A 16503-nucleotide genomic window follows, 5' to 3' on the forward strand; every position below is an offset into this window, starting at 1 on the left:
GCGGTGCGCACCCGTCAGCCGGAGGGCGGCGGGGCCAGGAGCAGCGCCGGCGGCAGGCCCGCCAACGCCCGCACCTCGCGGGTGAGATGGGCCTGGTCGCAGTAGCCCGCGAGGGCCGCCGTCTCCGCGAGGGGGCGGCCCGCCCGGGCCAGGTCCAGCGCCCGGTTCATCCGCAGGATCCGCGCCAGCGTCTTCGGCCCGTAGCCGAACGCTGCCAGGGAGAGCCGGTGCAGCGCCCGCACGCCGAGCCCCGCCCGCTCGGCGACCTCCGCCACGGGCAGTCCCGCGCGCAGTCCCGCCACGACCGCCGCCCGGCGCGGATCGGCCGGGCCCGCGCCGCGCAACGCCTGCGCCGCGGCCCGCTCCAGCACCTCCGCCGGATCTGCCGCCCCGGCCACGCGTTCGGCCAGCCGCCGTACCTCCGCCTCCGGGCGGAGCGCGGCCAGCGGGAGCCGCCGGTCCCTCAACTCGTGGGCGGGTACGCCGAAGACGACCGGACCGGTGCCGGGCGGGAACCGCAGGGCGGTGTAGCGGGTGCCGGGCGGGGCGTCCGGCAGGTGCGCCCGGGTGTCGGGCCCGGCGACGAAGAGTTCCGTGCCGTCCCAGATCAGATCGGTGCAGCCGTCGGGCAGTACCCGCTGCTGCCGGGCCCCCGCCGTGCGGGACCACACGACGGCGGGCACGCGCGCGGAACGTCTCTCCTCGTACACCGGGCCAGGGTCGCACGCGGACGGCGGAGCCCGTCACCCGCTCGGCCGCGACCCGCCACGACGCGCCACGACGCGCCGCACCCGACCGGGCACCCCCCGTCACCTGCACCGATGCGGCAGACGCGGGACCCGGGGCTGCTCCATTGGCGGGACGGTGGACGCCGTTCCGCCGCGCGCGGTTGACGGCCCGTCGGGCTTGCATGGTGCCGATGGCGCGGAGCCCGAGCGGACGCCGGTCCGCCTCCCCGCCGGAAGGAGCACCCACATGCGCATCGTCTCCCGCGTTCTCGCCACCACCGCTCTGACCGCGATAGCCCTGGGGGGTGCCGCCACGGCGTCGCAGGCCGGCGGACACCCGGACTCCCGGATGAGGATCAGCCCGCACATGCCGAAGGCGGGGGCCCATGTGGTCATCAGTGTGAAGAGCGGCTGCGAGGACCGCCGGATGACCGCGAAGTCCTTCGGACTGGCCCGGGAGGTCACCCTCCACCGGCAGAGCCACCGCACCTTCGTCGGCGCCGCCAGGGTCAAGGACGACGCCAAGCCCGGCCGCACCTACTGGGTGCGGGCGCACTGCCGGAGCAGCGGAGACGCGGTGGTGGGCCACTTCACCGTGGGCCATCGTGCCTGGCGCGGGTCGCAGGCCGGTGAGGGCGGCGGGTCCGGCGGCATGAACGCCGGCACGGCCGCGGCCGGCACCGGGCTGGTGGCACTGGCCGCGGGCGGCTCCGTGCTGGCGTTGCGCCGCCGCCGCGACGACACGGGCTGAGGCCGTGCCACGCCGGCGCGGGCCGTGACCCGCCGGCGGGTCCCTCCGGTACGTCCCCGCCCCGCCGCGGGGACGTACCGCCCGGCCCGCCCCCGTCCACCCCTTTTCCCGTCCGCCTTTTCCCGTCCCGTCCATGACACCGGACAGCAGGAGACCGGTAGGAGAGGAACGTCCATGACCGCGGTACGCACATCCGGCGCGAACCGATCCGCCGACGGCGCCGTCGAGGGCCGCAGGCCCCGCGTGATGCCCCGGCTGCTGCGCGGGGGCGCCGCCGGGATAGCGGGAGTGCTGCTCACCGCCAGCCCGACCTGGGGCGCGGGTATGGACATCAGCCACCGGTACCTGGCCGAGCGCGACGACCGGGCCCGCACCCACGGCAGCCCGGGCCCGCGCGGTGGCAGCCCGTGGGAACCCGGGAGGCCGCCGGACACCGCCGCCGGCGCCGGTGGAACGCGGGAGGACACGGATGGCGCGGGCGCCCCGGCCCGCCGCGCCCCCCGGCCGGCCTCCGGGGCCGGCGCCGCGGACGGCTGGACCCGCCCCGTGGCCGGCGCCGAGGTGTCCGCCGCCTACGGCATCCCCGGCGGCTGGCTCGCCGGCCGCCACACGGGCGTCGACTTCGCCGTCCCCGTGGGCACCCCGGTGCGTTCGCCCGGTCCGGGCGAGGTCGTGACGGCCGGCTGGGGCGGGGCCTACGGCCATCTGGTGACCCTGCGGACCGAGGGCGGCCAGTACCTGCTCTTCGCCCACCTCTCCCGGATCGACGCGGCCCCGGGGCAGAGGGTGGGCCCGGGAGAGCTCCTCGGCCTCTCCGGCAACACCGGCCGGTCGAGCGGCCCGCACCTCCACTTCGAGGTGCGGCAGAGCACGGAGTACGGGTCCGACATCAACCCGCGGTCGTATCTCGCCTCCAAGGGCGTCCGGCTCTGACGCCCGTCCCCCGGGACGCGCCGCCGCCCGCGGGCCGGGCGGCGGCGCCCGGGCGCCGGGGCCGGGTCAGCCCAGCGAGGCGGTCAGAGTGATCGTCGTCCCGGTCATGGCCTGGCTCACCGGGCAGTTCACCTTGGCGTCCTCGGCCGCCGCGGTGAACGCCTCCTCGTCCATCCCGGGAACCTCGCCCGACACCGTCAGATGGATCCCGGTGATACCCGTGCCCGGCTGGAAGGTGACCTCGGCCCGGGTCGTCAGCCGGGCCGGCGGGGTCCCGGCCTTCGACAGGCCGTTGGAGAGGGCCATCGAGAAGCAGCTCGAATGCGCCGCGGCGATCAGCTCCTCCGGGCTCGTCCGGCCGTCGGGCTCCTCGGCGCGGGACGGCCACGAGACCGCGTACTCCCCGCATCCGGAGGAATCGAGGGTGACGGTGCCCCGGCCCTCGAGCAGATTGCCTTCCCAGACCGTGTGCGCGGTGCGTGTGGTGGCCACGATGTTCCCTCCTGTGATGCGGGTGGCGTCATGCCGATGGTCCGCCCCCGTACGGCCGCTCCGTCCGCGACGCGCCGTGCGAGGGCCGCCCGTTGCCGGAACCGGTGCGCGACATCCCCGCTGATACGGGACAGAGCGGGCCGATCCGTCCGCGGTGCCCGAGGGGGGAGCCGGGCCGGAAGGGCGGAGGGGGTTCGAGCCGGGCGGACGAGAGGGCCGGCCGGGGGGAAGCGCCGGCCGCCGGAGCGCCCCGTGGCGCGGCGGTCCGCCCGCGCGTGTGAACGGCGACCGCCTCACCGGCGGTGACCGGGGCGGGGCGGAGAGAAACGAAACGTCGGCGAACGGCTCAGGCCGGGGCCTTGGCGTAGAGGGGGAAACGGGCGCGGACCGTCTTGCCGCCGGGGCGCGGAAGGACCTCCAGCTCGTCGGAGAGCCGCTGGACCATGATCAGGCCGAGCCCGCCGCCGCCCGTGAGATCCGAGGTCGGACGGATGGCCGGGGGGACCTCGCTGCGGTCCTCCACATCGATGATCAGCGCGTCGTTGCGGGTGCCGAGCCGCAGCCGCCACCATCCCGGGGTGTGCCGGGCGGCGTTCGCCACCAATTCCGATACGACCAGCACGACCGCGTCGGCGTCCACCCCCGGACACGCGGAGGAGACGAACTCCGCGGCCGCGTGCCGGGCGTCAGCGGTGCTCGCCCGGCTGGACTCCACCACGACCATGCGGCTGCACCTCCTCCTTACCGTTCATTACACCCCTCTTGCCCAGCGGCCGCGCAATCATGGGACGTGATCGGCCGGCGGATGCGGGACGCCGTGAGAACACGACGCGATCCGGACACCCCTGCCCGTCCTGTCACCGAGGAAGACGCGTCATCGCGGCAACGCGTTCCGCCTTCCGGGTGGCCGCCTGCCGGGCGCGGCGTGCGCACCGCGCACCTCCCCGCGCGCCGTGCCTAGCCTGCGGAGGTCACCGTATCGCGGAGGTCTTCCCATGTTCCGTCCAGTCCTCCCCGTACGCACCCGGAGAGCCCGGTCCCGGGTGGCCGTCGTCCTCTGCGCGGCCCTGCTGGCCGGTGGCTGCGCCCCGTCCTCCGAGGCCCCGGAGCCCCCGGCGCGGCCCGGTCCGGAGGCCGGCGGACCCCGCCTCTCACCCTTCGAGGGGCTGACCGGCCGGCCGCGGCCGACGCCCGGCACGACCTTCCTCCTGGTGGGCCTGGACGGGCGCACCGGGCTCTCGCGGGCGGAGAAACGGCGGCTGTTCGTCGGCGGCGAGGGCTGCGACTGCACGGACGTGATGATGCTGCTGCATGTCTCGGCGGACCGGCGCCGGGTCGGCGTCATCAGCATCCCGCGGGACTCCTACGCCGAGTTCCCCCCGCACACCGAGCCTCCCGCCACCCGGACCCCGGCCCCGGGGAGCCCCGCCGGGGCCTCCGGCGCCGCGGCCCCGCCCGGCCCCGGGACCGCGGGGCCGGAACCGTCCCGGCCGGAAGCCGCCGGGTCCGCGTCCCCCGCGACCGGCACCGGGCCGGTGCGCCACTGGGGCAAGATCAACGCGGCGCACAAGCACGGCGGCCCCGCCCTCACCGTGGCCGCGGTCGAGCACGCGACCGGTATCCGGGTCGACCACTACCTGGAGACGGACTTCACCGGCTTCGTCCGCACGGTCGACCGGCTCGGCGGCGGCGAGGTCTGCACCGACAAGCCCCTCAAGGACGACAAGTCCGGCCTCGACCTCCCGCCCGGCACCCACCACGTCGACGGCACGGACGCGCTGAAGTACGTCCGCGCCCGCCGGCTGGATCCCCCCGGCGACCTCGGCCGGGTCCGGCGGCAGCAGCGCTTCCTCGTCTCGCTGATGGAGAACCTCTTCTCCGGCGACCGGACGCCCTCCGGCGGGGACGGGTTCTCCCGCAGCGCGCGGGCCCTGCTCCGCTCCGTACGCACCGACGAGGGCCTGACCCTGCCGAAGCTGGCCGGCCTCGGCCGGGCGCTGCGGAAGCTGCCGAGCTCCGCCGCCGAGTTCGCCACCGTTCCCATCAGGGATTTCGACCACCGGGTCCCCGGCTGGGGCTCCACCCTCGTCTGGGACGAGCCCCGCGCGGAGGCCCTCTTCGCGGCCGTCCGCGCCGACCGGCCGATCGTCCCGGAGACCCGGCCCGGCGAGATCCGCCCGGTCCCCGTCGCCGTCGCCCCCCGCAAACTGCGGGTCAGCGTGGCGGAGGGACCCGGGGCCGAGCCGGGCAGCGCCGCGCGGCTGGCCATGAAGCTGCGGGCGAACGGCTTCACCGTCGTGGGGGTCACGGCCGGGTCCGGCGGCGGCCCCGCCCAGGCGCGGCCGACCGAGATCGCCCACGACCCGAGGCTGCGGCGCGCCGCGCCCACCCTGGCCGCCGCACTGCCGAACGCCCGGGTGCGGGAGACCGAGGGGCTCGGCCGGGTCTTCCGGGTGACCGTCGGCCCCATCGCCGGCCGGGTGGTCCCCGTCGTCCACGACCGGAGCGGCGTCGAAGGGGCCCCCGTCACCGGGGACGAGCTGAGCTGCCGCGAGACCCCGCCCGGCGGGTAGCGCCCCGCGCCCCCGCGCCCCCTGGGCCCCCTGTGCGCCCTCCGCGTCCGGGCCCGCCCGACCGTGATCACGGGGCATGCGGTCACCGCGCGTCATGGACGCCACGCAGGGTAGGCGACCGGCCAGTCGAGGAACGGGGAGAGTGGCCCAACCATGAGCACCCTGCGGGACAAGCGCCGGAAGCTGGCCGACAAGCGGCGCAGAGAGGACAAGAGGACGCGGATGACCGTCCTCGTCGCGCTTGCCGCGAACCTCGTCATCGCGCTGGCCAAGGCGCTGGGCGGACTGTTCGCCGGTTCACCCGCCCTGCTGTCGGAGGCGGCGCACTCGGTGGCCGACAGCATGAACGAGGTCTTCCTGCTGGCATCCCTGCGGCGCAGCCGCAAGGAGCCCGACGCGGAGCACCCCTTCGGCTACGGCAAGGAGCGCTTCTTCTGGTCCCTGCTCGCGGCCGTCGGCATCTTCGTGATGGGCGGCTGCTTCTCCTTCTACCAGGGCATCAGCGCCCTGGGCTCCGGCTCCTCGGAGAGCCTCGACGGCTATGTGGCCGGGCTCGTCGTGCTCGGCATCGCCCTGCTCGCCGAGGGAACCTCCCTGCTCAAGGCGCTCCACCAGCTCCGCGGCCACGCCCGCCGCAACCGGCGCGGCATGATCGGCCAGCTGCGCGCCGGCACCGACCCCGCGCTGCGCACGGTCCTCGCCGAGGACGGCACGGCGTGCCTCGGCGTGCTGCTGGCCGCGGCCGGGATGGGTCTGCACATGGCCACCGGCGACATCGTGTACGAGGCGTGGGCCTCGATGCTGATCGGTGTCCTGCTGGTCTACGTCGCCTACCGGCTCGGCCGGGAGAACCGGGACCAGCTCATCGGTGTGGCGCTCGACCCGGCCCTGCGGCAGGAGATTCACACTTTCCTCGACGAGCAGCCGGAGATCGACACCGTCACCGTGCTGCTCACCATGCGGCTGGGCATGGACTCCACGCTCGTCGCGGCGCGCGTCGACCTGATCGGCGGGCTCGACAGCGAGGAGGTCGAGGAGGTGTCCGAGCGGATCAAGGACGCCATGGAGAGCGCCTGGCCCCTGGTCGACCAGATCTTCCTGGACATCACCGAGGCCACCGCGGAGGACCGCCGACGGGCCCGCCGGGAGCGGCGGGAACTCGACGAGGCGGTGGCGGCCGTGGCGGAGAACTCCGGCTGATCTCCGGTGACTTCGCGGCGGATCGGGGGAGTATGGGGTGGTGCGGCGGGACACCCGCCGAGCCGGGCGCGCGGCGCGGCCGCGGCCGTGCCCCGGCCCGCACGCACGGCCGGCCCCGTACCGCCGGCCACGCACCGCTGACCGCACACGGCTGATTCGAGAGGCGAACAGTATGGCCACGGCTCAGGCAGCACACCTGTCCGACGACGACCTCGCCACGCTGGACCGCTACTGGCGGGCCGCGAACTATCTGGCCGTGGGCCAGATCTACCTGCTCGCCAACCCGCTGCCGGCCGAGCCGCTCTCCGTGGAGCACATCAAGCCGCGGCTGCTGGGGCACTGGGGCACCACCCCCGGCCTCAACCTGATCTACGCCCACCTCAACCGGGTGATCAGGGCCCGGGACCTGGACGCCATCCACGTCACCGGCCCCGGGCACGGCGGCCCGGCGACCCTCGCCTGCTGCTGGCTGGACGGCAGCTACTCCGACGTCTACCCGGACGTCTCCCGCGACGCCGAGGGCATGGCCCGGCTGTTCCGGCAGTTCTCCTTCCCCGGCGGGGTGCCGAGCCACGTCGCCCCGGAGACCCCGGGCTCCATCCACGAGGGCGGCGAGCTGGGCTACGCGCTGAGCCACGCCTACGGCGCCGCGTTCGACAACCCGGGTCTGGTCGTCGCCGCGATCGTCGGCGACGGGGAGGCCGAGACGGGCCCGCTGGCCACCGGCTGGCACGGCAACAAGTTCCTCGACCCGGTGCACGACGGCGCCGTCCTGCCGATCCTCCACCTCAACGGGTACAAGATCGCCAACCCGGCGGTCCTCTCCCGCCTCCCGCACGAGGAGCTGGACCAGCTGCTCCGCGGCTACGGCCACGAACCAGTGTACGTCGAGGGCGACGACCCGGCCGCCGTGCACCACGCCATGGCCGCCGCCCTCGACCACTGCCTGGACCGGATCGCCGGGCACCAGCGGGCGGCCCGCGAGGACGGGGCGGCCGTGCGCCCCCGCTGGCCCATGATCGTCCTGCGGACGCCCAAGGGCTGGACGGGACCGGCCACCGTCGACGGCAAACCGGTGGAGGGCACCTGGCGCGCCCACCAGGTACCGCTGTCCGGCCTGCGGGAGAGCCCCGGGCATCTGCGGCAGCTGGAGGAGTGGATGCGCTCCTACCGGCCGGAGGAGCTCTTCGACGAGCAGGGCCGGCCGCTCCCCGAGGTGCTGGCCCACGTCCCCGCGGGGGACCGGCGGCTCGGCTCCAACCCGCACACCAACGGCGGCCGCCTGCTGCGCAGCCTGCCGGTGCCGGCCATCCGGGACTACGCGGTCAAGGTGCCCGAGCCGGGCGCCACCCTGCACGAGCCCACCCGGATCCTCGGCGGGCTGCTGCGCGACCTGATGCGGCGGACGGAGAAGAGCCGCGACTTCCGGCTGTTCGGCCCGGACGAGACCGCCTCCAACCGCCTCCAGGACGTCTACGACGCGACCGGCAAGGGCTGGCAGGACGAGATCCTGTCCACCGACGAGCATCTCGCCCGCGACGGCCGGGTGCTGGAGATGCTCTCCGAGCACAACTGCCAGGGCTGGCTGGAGGGCTATCTCCTGACCGGGCGGCACGGACTGTTCTCCTCCTACGAGGCGTTCATCCACATCGTGACGTCCATGGCGAACCAGCACGCCAAGTGGCTGAAGGTCTCCCGCCAACTGCCCTGGCGGATGCCGCTCTCCTCCCTGAACTACCTGCTCACCTCGCACGTCTGGCGGCAGGACCACAACGGCTTCTCGCACCAGGACCCCGGCTTCATCGACCACATGGTCAACAAGGACCCGCAGACCATCCGGGTCTATCTGCCGCCGGACGCCAACACCCTGCTGGCCGTCGCCGGGAAGACCCTCGACAGCCGGGATCTGATCAATATCGTCGCGGCCGGGAAGCAGCCCTGCTTCGACTGGCTCTCCCTCGACGACGCCGTCAACCACGTGGAGCGCGGCGTCAGCGTCTGGGACTGGGCCGGCAGCGACACCGGCCGGGAGCCGGACGTGGTCCTCGCCGCCGCGGGCGACGTGCCCACCCAGGAGGTCATGGCCGCGGCCTCGCTGCTCCGCGCGCATCTGCCCGATCTGGCCGTCCGGGTGGTCAATGTCGTCGACCTGATGCGGCTGCTGCCCCACACGGAACATCCCAGCGGGCTGAACGATCACGGGTTCGACGCCGTATTCACCGCCGACAAGCCCGTCATCTTCGCCTACCACGGCTATCCGTGGCTGATCCACCGGCTCACCTACCGGCGGAACGGCCACGCCAACATCCACGTCCGGGGCTACAAGGAGCAGGGCACCACCACGACACCGTTCGACATGGTCGTGCTGAACGACATGGACCGCTACCGGCTGGTGATGGACGTCATCGACCGGGTGCCCGGGCTGGCACTCCGGGCGATCGGGGTCCGCCAGCTGATGAAGGACAAGCGCAACGAACACCGTTCGTACATCCGGGAGCACGGCCAGGACATGCCCGAGATCCGCGAGTGGACCTGGGCCTAGCGGCCCGGTCACCCGCGGGCCGGCCCGCGGAGGTACGGCGGGCCGCCGGAAGCGCGGCGACCGCAGCAGACGCACAGACGCGGGGCCACCCCGCCACCGAGGGAGTCTTGAGATATGGCAGACACCGGGACGAAGGCGCAGATCGGGGTCACCGGGCTGGCGGTGATGGGCCGCAACCTGGCCCGCAATCTCGCCCGGCACGGCCACACCGTGGCGCTGCACAACCGCACCGCGACCCGGACCCGGGCCCTGGTCGAGGAGTTCGGCCACGAGGGCACCTTCCTCCCGTCCGACGACCCGGCCGCCTTCGTCGCCTCGCTGGAGCGGCCCCGCCGCGTGGTGATCATGGTGAAGGCGGGCATGTCCACCGATGCGGTGATCGACGAGTTCGCCCCGCTGCTCGAAGCCGGCGACATGATCATCGACGGCGGCAACGCCCACTTCGAGGACACCCGCCGCCGGGAGGCCGCGCTGCGCGAGCGCGGCCTCCACTTCGTCGGCACCGGGATCTCCGGCGGGGAGGAGGGCGCGCTCAACGGGCCCAGCATCATGCCCGGCGGCTCGCCCGAGGCCTACGCCGCGCTCGGCCCGCTGCTGGAGGACATCGCCGCCAAGGCCGCCGACGGCACGCCCTGCTGCACCCACATCGGTGCGGACGGCGCCGGGCACTTCGTCAAGATGGTGCACAACGGCATCGAGTACGCCGACATGCAGCTCATCGGCGAGGCCTACGACCTGCTGCGCCAGGTGGCCGGCTACCGGCCCGCCGAGATCGCGGAGATCTTCCGCACCTGGAACACCGGCCGCCTCGACTCGTATCTCATCGAGATCACCGCCGAGGTCCTGGCCCACACCGACGCCGCGACCGGCCGGCCGTTCGTGGACGTCGTCGCCGACAGCGCCGGCCAGAAGGGCACCGGCCGCTGGACGGTGCAGACGGCGCTCGACCTGGGTGTTCCCGTCTCCGGTATCGCCGAGGCGGTCTTCGCCCGCTCCGTCTCCGGCCACGCGGGGCTGCGGCAGGCCGCCGGGGGCCTGCCGGGCCCGCAGCGCGCGACGCTCGGGGCGGAGGACGCCCGGCACTTCGCGGACCAGGTGGAGCAGGCGCTCTACGCCTCGAAGGTCGTCTCCTACGCCCAGGGCTGGAACATGATCGACGCGGCCGCCGGCGAGTACGGCTGGACGATCGACCCGGGGGCGGTGGCCGCGATCTGGCGCGGCGGCTGCATCATCCGGGCCGCGTTCCTCGACCGCATCCGCGCCGCTTTCGACACCGACCCCAAGCTGCCCACGCTCCTGGCCGACCGCGAGTTCGCGGGGGAGATCGGCGCGGCGCAGCGGGACTGGCGCACGGTGGTCGGCACGGCCGTGGCGTACGGGGTGCCGACGCCCGGCTTCTCCGCCGCCCTCGCCTACTACGACGCGCTCCGCGCCGAGCGGCTGCCGGCCGCGCTCACCCAGGGCCAGCGCGACTACTTCGGGGCGCACACCTACCGGCGCGTGGACCGCGAGGGCAGCTTCCACACGCTCTGGGGCGGAGACCGCTCGGAAGTCGCCGGCTGACGCCGGGAGGGCGGCCCGCGGCGGGACGGGCGGCGGGGCCGTGCGGGCGGCCCCTGCGGGCCGATCATCACACTTTCGAGGGAGTGAGGGGAGCGCCTCGCCCGCCGCCGGCCCCGTCCGCGCGAGTCTGACCCGGAGAGCAGCCGTCCGGAAAGGACTCCCCATGCGCTGGTCCCGCACCTCCGGCGGACCCCCCGTAGCGGTGGACCTCGGCACCTCCCGCCTCCGCGTCCGCGGGCCGCGCGGAGGCCACCGCTACGACGGCGCGTCCGTCATCGCGGTGACCACCGGGTCCCGGCAGGTGGTCGCCGTCGGCGACCAGGCGGGCCGGATCCTCGGCCGCACCCCGCCGGACATCGAGGCGGTGGTGCCGCTCAGCCGCGGTGTCGTCACCGACTTCGACGCCGCCGCCCTGCTGCTCCGGCACGCGCTGGGCGACGGCGGCCCCTCCCGGCGCGGTCTGCTGCCGCCGGGGGTCGTGACGGGCGTCCCCGCGTCCGCCACCGAGGTGCAGCGGATCGCCGCCGAGGAGGTGCTGCTCCAGGCCGGTGCCCGCTGGGTGCGGCTGCTGCCCAAGGGGATGCTCGCGGCCCTGGGTGCCGGGCTGCCGCTCTGGGACTCCGGCGGCACCATGATCGTCGACATCGGCGCCGGGACCACGGAGATCTGCGCCTTCGCCTTCGGCACCCTGGTCTCCGCCGAGTCCTCGCCGGTCGCGGGCGACGCCGTGACGTCCGCCCTGGTCACCCACCTCCAGCGCGAGCACACCCTGGCGCTGAGCACCAGCGCGGCCGAGGCCGTCAAGACCGGTCTCGGCCGGGTGGCGGAGACCGCGCCCGGCACCCGGCTGCCGGTCCGGGGCCGGGACCGCGTCACCGATCTGCCCAAGACCGTCTCGGTCGCGGCGGGGGAGCTGCGGGACATCATCGAGCCGGAGATCCGGCGCATCGCCCGGCTGGTCGTCACGGCCATCGGCAACTGCCCCGGCGGCGTCGCGGACGACATCGTGGAGCGCGGGCTGGTGGTCACGGGCGGCGGGGCGCTCTTCGACGGCCTCCCGGACCGGCTGGGGCGGGCCATCGGCATGACCGTCCATCTCGCCGCGGCGCCGCGCTCCTCCGTACTCGACGGGGCCGCGCGCTGGATCGACGAGGTGGACCCGGCCGCCCGCCGGCAGATGCTGGCCCCGCTGTGACGGGCACCGCGGCCGCCGGCCGCCCCCGCGCCGGCGGCGGTTCAGACCTCCGCGCGGCAGCCCGGCAGGGAGCGGGGATGCGGCGCCGGCCCGCCGAGGCCCGCCGCCGTGCGTTCCCGCTCCCGCCGGGCGCCCTCCCGTACGGCGGTGTGGACGGCCCGTGCCAGCCGCGCGCCCCAGAGCGACCGCGGCCCGCCGAAGGCCTCAGGCTCCTCGCCGGGCCGGGCGGCGCGGGCCGCGACGCACACCGCGTCCGAGGGGGTGCCGGAGCAGTCGAAGCCCGCGTCGAGCAGGGCCTGGACCTTGGCCTCGGTCGCCGTGGCCACGGCGTTGACGAGTGCGGCGTCGCCGAGCGGGGCCGGTACGGCGACGACGATGTTGATCGTGCCCGGCGGCGGGGGTGCCGGGGAGCCCGGGTCGGGGGAGGCGGCCCAGCCGGAGACGCCGATGCCGGTGGTCACCAGCGCCTCCACACCGCCGTCGGCGGCGCGAGTGCACGCGTCCACCTCGGCGGCCGTCATCAGCCCCACACCGGGCCCGGCCAGCCCGGCGTCCCGGGCCAGCCCGGCCAGATGGCGGGCGGGATCGGTCCGGGTGTAGCCGGGGCGCACCTGGGCGTTGAGCACCCAGCCGCGTTCACCGAGGCCGCCGCCGAGTACGGCGCTGCTGGCCATCCGCCAGCCCGGCCCGGCGCGCCACAGCAGGGCGTGGCGGCAGGCTCCGTCCTCGGTGCGGGCGAGCCGCTCGGCCCGCAGCAGGACCGGTGCGGGCGCCGCCGCGGCGCGGGGCAGGGGGGTGGTGGTCACGGCGGCAGTCCTCCGTCGGCCGGGTCCGGGAGGCGGCCGGGGAGTGGCCCGGCGCCCGGTGGCCATGATCGTAGACGCCGGCCGCGGGAAGGGGGCGGGCAGCCCGGCGGCGACCCCGGCCGCCGCTCCACTCCCGCCCGAGAACACCTCAAAACGGACAAAACATTCACCGGTGACGCGCTTCACAGAATGCGGAGGGGAAAGGTGACGCAATGCATCCGAATGCCGCTGTTCCGTCGAGGATGTAACCCTCTGCTGTTTCCGGGCGGCGAACGGCGAGGATTTTCGTCGCTCTTTGCCGGGAGTTGTGCGCACCGCGTCACGCCATCCCCGCAAATACCGCCGGTAAACACCCGGCTGTCCGACTTCTCCTTGCTTTGGTGAAAACCGAGCGCTTACGTTTGCCGCTGCTCCGCCGAAAGCTTGGCGGGCATTCTTCCTCCGGAACGCCGAATCCTGCCGCCGGAGGAGGGAAACCACGACGCACCACGGCAGGAGCGGGGGACCCAAAGGTAAGTCGCCGGACCGTGTGACACACCACACGGTGCGGCTCGGGGTGAAGACGCGCAGGCCGGCCGAGCCGGCCGACCGAATGCGTCCGGGCAACTCCAGCCCGAACCCGACAGCTCACCTCGTAGGCGTAGGAGAGGAAATACCCCTATGTCTCGCGGACGTCATCGCCGTACTCGCACCAGCCGTCTTTCCATCGCCACGCTCGCCGTCACCACCGGTGGCGCGGGCCTCGTACTCCCCCTCGTCGGCGCCTCCGGCGCCAGCGCCGCTTCGGTCGGGACCTGGGACAAGGTCGCCCAGTGCGAGAGCACCGGTAACTGGAGCATCAACACGGGCAACGGCTTCTACGGTGGCCTGCAGTTCACGCAGAGCACCTGGGCCGCCTTCGGTGGTACCGAGTTCGCGCCGCGCGCGGACCTCGCCACCAAGGACCAGCAGATCGCGATCGCCGAGAAGGTGCTCGCGGGCCAGGGCCCGGGCGCCTGGCCGGTCTGCTCCGTCAAGGCCGGTCTCACCCGCGGTGGCGAGGCCCCCGCCGTCGACACCGGCGCCAAGCAGCAGGGCCAGGCCGCGGACACCCCCAAGGCCGAGGCTCCCGAGGCGGAGGCCCCCAAGGCCGCGCCGAAGGCCGAGAAGAAGGCCGCCAAGCCGTCTCCGTCGGACGCCGGCACCGCGAAGACCTCTTCGTACACCGTCGTCAGCGGTGACACCCTTGCCAAGATCGCCGAGGCCAAGGGCGTCGAGGGTGGCTGGGAGAGCATCTACGAGGGGAACCGCGAGGTCATAGGCGGTAACCCGAACCTGATCTTCCCGGGTCAGAAGTACTCGCTGGACGGCGAGCAGGCCGCTCCGAAGGCGGAGGCCCCCAAGGCCGCGCCGAAGGCCCAGAAGTCCGAGGCCAAGGCCCCGGCCAAGGCCGCCGAGAAGCCGGCCGTCCAGCAGGCCCAGGCCAACGCCGCGGGCTTCAGCGCCCCGGTCGCCGCTTCCCCGAGCACCCCGTACCGGGCCTCGGGCGGCAGCTGGTCCAGCGGTTACCACACCGGCGTCGACTTCTCCGTCGCCACCGGCACCTCGGTGAAGTCGATCGGCTCCGGCACGGTCGTCTCCGCGGGCTGGGCCGGCGCGTACGGCAACGAGGTCGTCGTCCGGCACGCCGACGGCAAGTTCAGCCAGTACGCCCACCTGTCCTCGCTGTCCGTCTCGGCCGGCCAGACCGTCCAGGGCGGCCAGCAGCTCGGGCTGTCCGGTTCCACCGGCAACAGCACCGGCCCGCACCTGCACTTCGAGGTCCGGACCGGCCAGGGCTACGGCTCCGACGTGGACCCGCTGGCCTACCTGCGGGGCAAGGGCGTCTCCATCTGACCTCCCCGCACCGCACAGCACCATCCGAGGTGCCCGTTCCCGCCCCGCGGGAACGGGCACCTCGCCCGTTTCCGGCCGGGCGCGCGGGCCGGTGGCCGGAAAAGGAGGGGAAGCCGCCGCGGAATTCGATCTTCCGGGGCGAAGAGCGGACGGCCGGCCGGCAGCTGCCGGCGCACCAGGGATCAGCAGGGGTTACACCGGGAAACAGGCCTTCCCCCGCAGCGCTCCTTTTCAAGATTCACTTCTTCGAAATCCGATAATCGTCCCGCAGATTCCCGGAATCGGTTGTGACGCGGAATGCGCCCGCCTATCTTGGGCACGGCCCGCGAACTCCCTTGCGCGGCCGCCTTTTTCGGCCCCAGCGCAGGAGAGGACCCCAGCCGATGCCCCCCACCCGCGGACGGCACCGCCGGCACCAGCCGAGCCGTATCTCCCAGGCGTCGTTGACCGTCACCGCCGGAGGCGCGGGCATCGCCCTCCCGCTGGTGGCCGCCGCGAGCGCGAGCGCCGCCTCCGCCGACACCTGGGAGCGGGTCGCCGAGTGCGAGAGCGGCAACGACTGGGACATCAACACGGGCAACGGCTACTACGGCGGCCTCCAGTTCTCGCAGAGCACCTGGGAGGCGTTCGGCGGCACCCGGTACGCGCCGCGCGCCGACCTCGCCACCCGGGCGGAGCAGCTCGCGACAGCCGAGAAGGTCCTCGACGGCCAGGGCCCCGGCGCATGGCCGAACTGCGGGCCGCGGGCCGGCCTCGCCCGCGGCGGCGACGGTCCGGACACCGCGCCGGCCGCGGACCGGTCCGGCCCGCGCGCCGAGGACGCGCGGCAGAAGGAGAAGGCCGCCGGAGCGGCCGGGGCGGAGCAGCGGCAGCAGCAGCGTGCGGAACGGAAGGCGAAGGACCCGGCCCAGGCCGCCTCCGCCACCCGTGCCCCCGGCTCCCGCACCACCGACTCGTACCGCGTCGTCAGCGGTGACACGCTCTTCGGCATCGCCCGCGGGAACGACGTCGACGGCGGCTGGCAGCGGCTCTACGAGGCCAACCGCGAGGTCATCGGCGAGGACCCGGACCTGATCCTCCCCGGCCAGCGGCTCTCCCTGCGCGGGCAGGCGTCCGGTGCCGGGAGCCCTCCGGAGACTTCGGAACGCGAGACCTCCGAACGCCGGGCGGCCCCCGCCCCGGCCCCGGAGAAGAAGGCCGGGAAGCACAAGGCCGACAAGAAGGCCGACAAGAAGGCGGAGAAGAAGGCGGAGAAGAAGGCCGAGAAGGCCGAGAAGGCCGAGAAGAAGAAGGCCGCCCCGGAGAAGAAGAGGGCCGAGCGGAAGCAGGAGCGCTCCGGCGAGCAGCGGAGCTCCCGCTCCGGCTCCGGCGCCTTCTCCGCGCCCGTCCCGGGCGTCTCGCCGAGCACCCCGTACCGGGCCTCGGGCGGCAGCTGGTCCAGCGGTTACCACACGGGCGTCGACTTCCCCGTCGCCACCGGCACCTCGGTCCGGGCCGTGGCCTCCGGCCAGGTCGTCTCCGCGGGCTGGGCCGGCGCCTACGGCTACCAGGTCGTCCTGCGGCACAGCGACGGCCGGTACAGCCAGTACGCCCACCTCTCCCAGCTCTCCGTACGGGCCGGACAGCAGGTCCCCGCCGGGCAGCAGCTCGGCCGCTCCGGCTCCACCGGCAACAGCACCGGGCCGCACCTGCACTTCGAGGTCCGTACGGGACCGGGCTACGGCTCCGACATCGACCCGCTGGCCTATCTGCGGGGGCGCGGGGTCGCGATCTGATCCGGGGCGGGCGGGGGCCCGTAGGCCCGTCCCCCGCCTGCCCCGGCGTCGCGCCGCCCCGCCGCGACGG

Annotated in this window: 13 protein-coding genes and 1 riboswitch; of the genes, 9 read left to right on the forward strand and 4 right to left on the reverse strand. The window is 74.6% G+C overall.

Going from position 1 to position 16503, the window contains the following annotated elements:
- Nucleotides 1-14: 14 nt before the first annotated feature.
- Nucleotides 15-683, reverse strand: coding sequence for a helix-turn-helix domain-containing protein (locus LIX60_RS29300; protein ID WP_308101931.1), 669 nt, complete (start codon nt 681-683; stop codon nt 15-17).
- A gap of 292 nt (nt 684-975) precedes the next feature.
- Between LIX60_RS29300 and LIX60_RS29305 the strand changes: the two genes are divergently transcribed.
- Both LIX60_RS29305 and LIX60_RS29310 read left to right on the forward strand, forming a co-directional pair.
- A complete protein-coding gene (locus LIX60_RS29305) occupies nt 976-1479 on the forward strand; it encodes a hypothetical protein (protein WP_095757750.1) in 504 nt (167 codons plus the stop codon).
- 174 nt (nt 1480-1653) lie between these two features.
- Entirely contained in the window at nt 1654-2412 is a 759-nt protein-coding gene (locus tag LIX60_RS29310; RefSeq protein ID WP_227962222.1) for a M23 family metallopeptidase, read from the forward strand.
- A 66-nt stretch (nt 2413-2478) separates the two neighbouring features.
- Here LIX60_RS29310 and LIX60_RS29315 read toward each other — a convergent pair whose 3' ends face one another.
- Entirely contained in the window at nt 2479-2904 is a 426-nt protein-coding gene (locus LIX60_RS29315; RefSeq protein ID WP_227962223.1) for an OsmC family protein, read from the reverse strand.
- Between the two features lie 346 nt (nt 2905-3250).
- Nucleotides 3251-3628 carry an ATP-binding protein gene (locus LIX60_RS29320; RefSeq protein ID WP_227962225.1) on the reverse strand — a complete coding sequence of 126 codons (378 nt, stop codon included), beginning with the start codon at nt 3626-3628 and terminating at the stop codon, nt 3251-3253.
- A 271-nt stretch (nt 3629-3899) separates the two neighbouring features.
- Here LIX60_RS29320 and LIX60_RS29325 point away from each other — a divergent pair, with 271 nt between their 5' ends.
- The 5 genes from LIX60_RS29325 to LIX60_RS29345 all read left to right on the forward strand — a co-directional run bounded on the left by LIX60_RS29325 (nt 3900) and on the right by LIX60_RS29345 (nt 11977).
- Nucleotides 3900-5477 carry an LCP family protein gene (locus tag LIX60_RS29325; protein ID WP_227962227.1) on the forward strand — a complete coding sequence of 526 codons (1578 nt, stop codon included), beginning with the start codon at nt 3900-3902 and terminating at the stop codon, nt 5475-5477.
- Between the two features lie 153 nt (nt 5478-5630).
- Nucleotides 5631-6677, forward strand: a complete 1047-nt coding sequence (locus LIX60_RS29330) for a cation diffusion facilitator family transporter (protein ID WP_227962229.1) — start codon at nt 5631-5633, stop codon at nt 6675-6677.
- Between the two features lie 172 nt (nt 6678-6849).
- Complete coding sequence (locus LIX60_RS29335) at nt 6850-9219, forward strand: phosphoketolase (protein WP_227962231.1); 2370 nt, start codon at nt 6850-6852, stop codon at nt 9217-9219.
- A 114-nt stretch (nt 9220-9333) separates the two neighbouring features.
- Nucleotides 9334-10782: an NADP-dependent phosphogluconate dehydrogenase gene (gene gndA, locus LIX60_RS29340; RefSeq protein ID WP_227962232.1), complete on the forward strand. Its 1449-nt coding sequence runs from the start codon at nt 9334-9336 to the stop codon at nt 10780-10782.
- A gap of 163 nt (nt 10783-10945) precedes the next feature.
- Nucleotides 10946-11977, forward strand: a complete 1032-nt coding sequence (locus LIX60_RS29345; RefSeq protein WP_227962233.1) for a rod shape-determining protein — start codon at nt 10946-10948, stop codon at nt 11975-11977.
- A 41-nt stretch (nt 11978-12018) separates the two neighbouring features.
- Here the strand turns inward: LIX60_RS29345 and LIX60_RS29350 are convergent, their stop codons facing one another.
- Nucleotides 12019-12783 (reverse strand): adenosylcobinamide amidohydrolase, encoded by a 765-nt coding sequence (locus tag LIX60_RS29350; protein WP_374117942.1) that lies wholly within the window; start codon nt 12781-12783, stop codon nt 12019-12021.
- Between the two features lie 437 nt (nt 12784-13220).
- Nucleotides 13221-13439, forward strand: a riboswitch (cyclic di-AMP (ydaO/yuaA leader).
- Nucleotides 13440-13443: 4 nt separating this feature from the next.
- Between LIX60_RS29350 and LIX60_RS29355 the strand changes: the two genes are divergently transcribed.
- Complete coding sequence (locus LIX60_RS29355; RefSeq protein WP_227962236.1) at nt 13444-14658, forward strand: transglycosylase family protein; 1215 nt, start codon at nt 13444-13446, stop codon at nt 14656-14658.
- 383 nt (nt 14659-15041) lie between these two features.
- The gene (locus tag LIX60_RS29360; protein WP_227962237.1) at nt 15042-16433 is read left to right on the forward strand and encodes a transglycosylase family protein; all 1392 of its coding nucleotides are present in this window, start codon (nt 15042-15044) and stop codon (nt 16431-16433) included.
- Nucleotides 16434-16503 lie beyond the last annotated feature (70 nt).

The sequence above is a fragment of the Streptomyces sp. S07_1.15 genome (genome assembly GCF_020739505.1).
In the GTDB taxonomy this organism is placed as follows: Bacteria; Actinomycetota; Actinomycetes; order Streptomycetales; family Streptomycetaceae; genus Streptomyces; species Streptomyces xinghaiensis.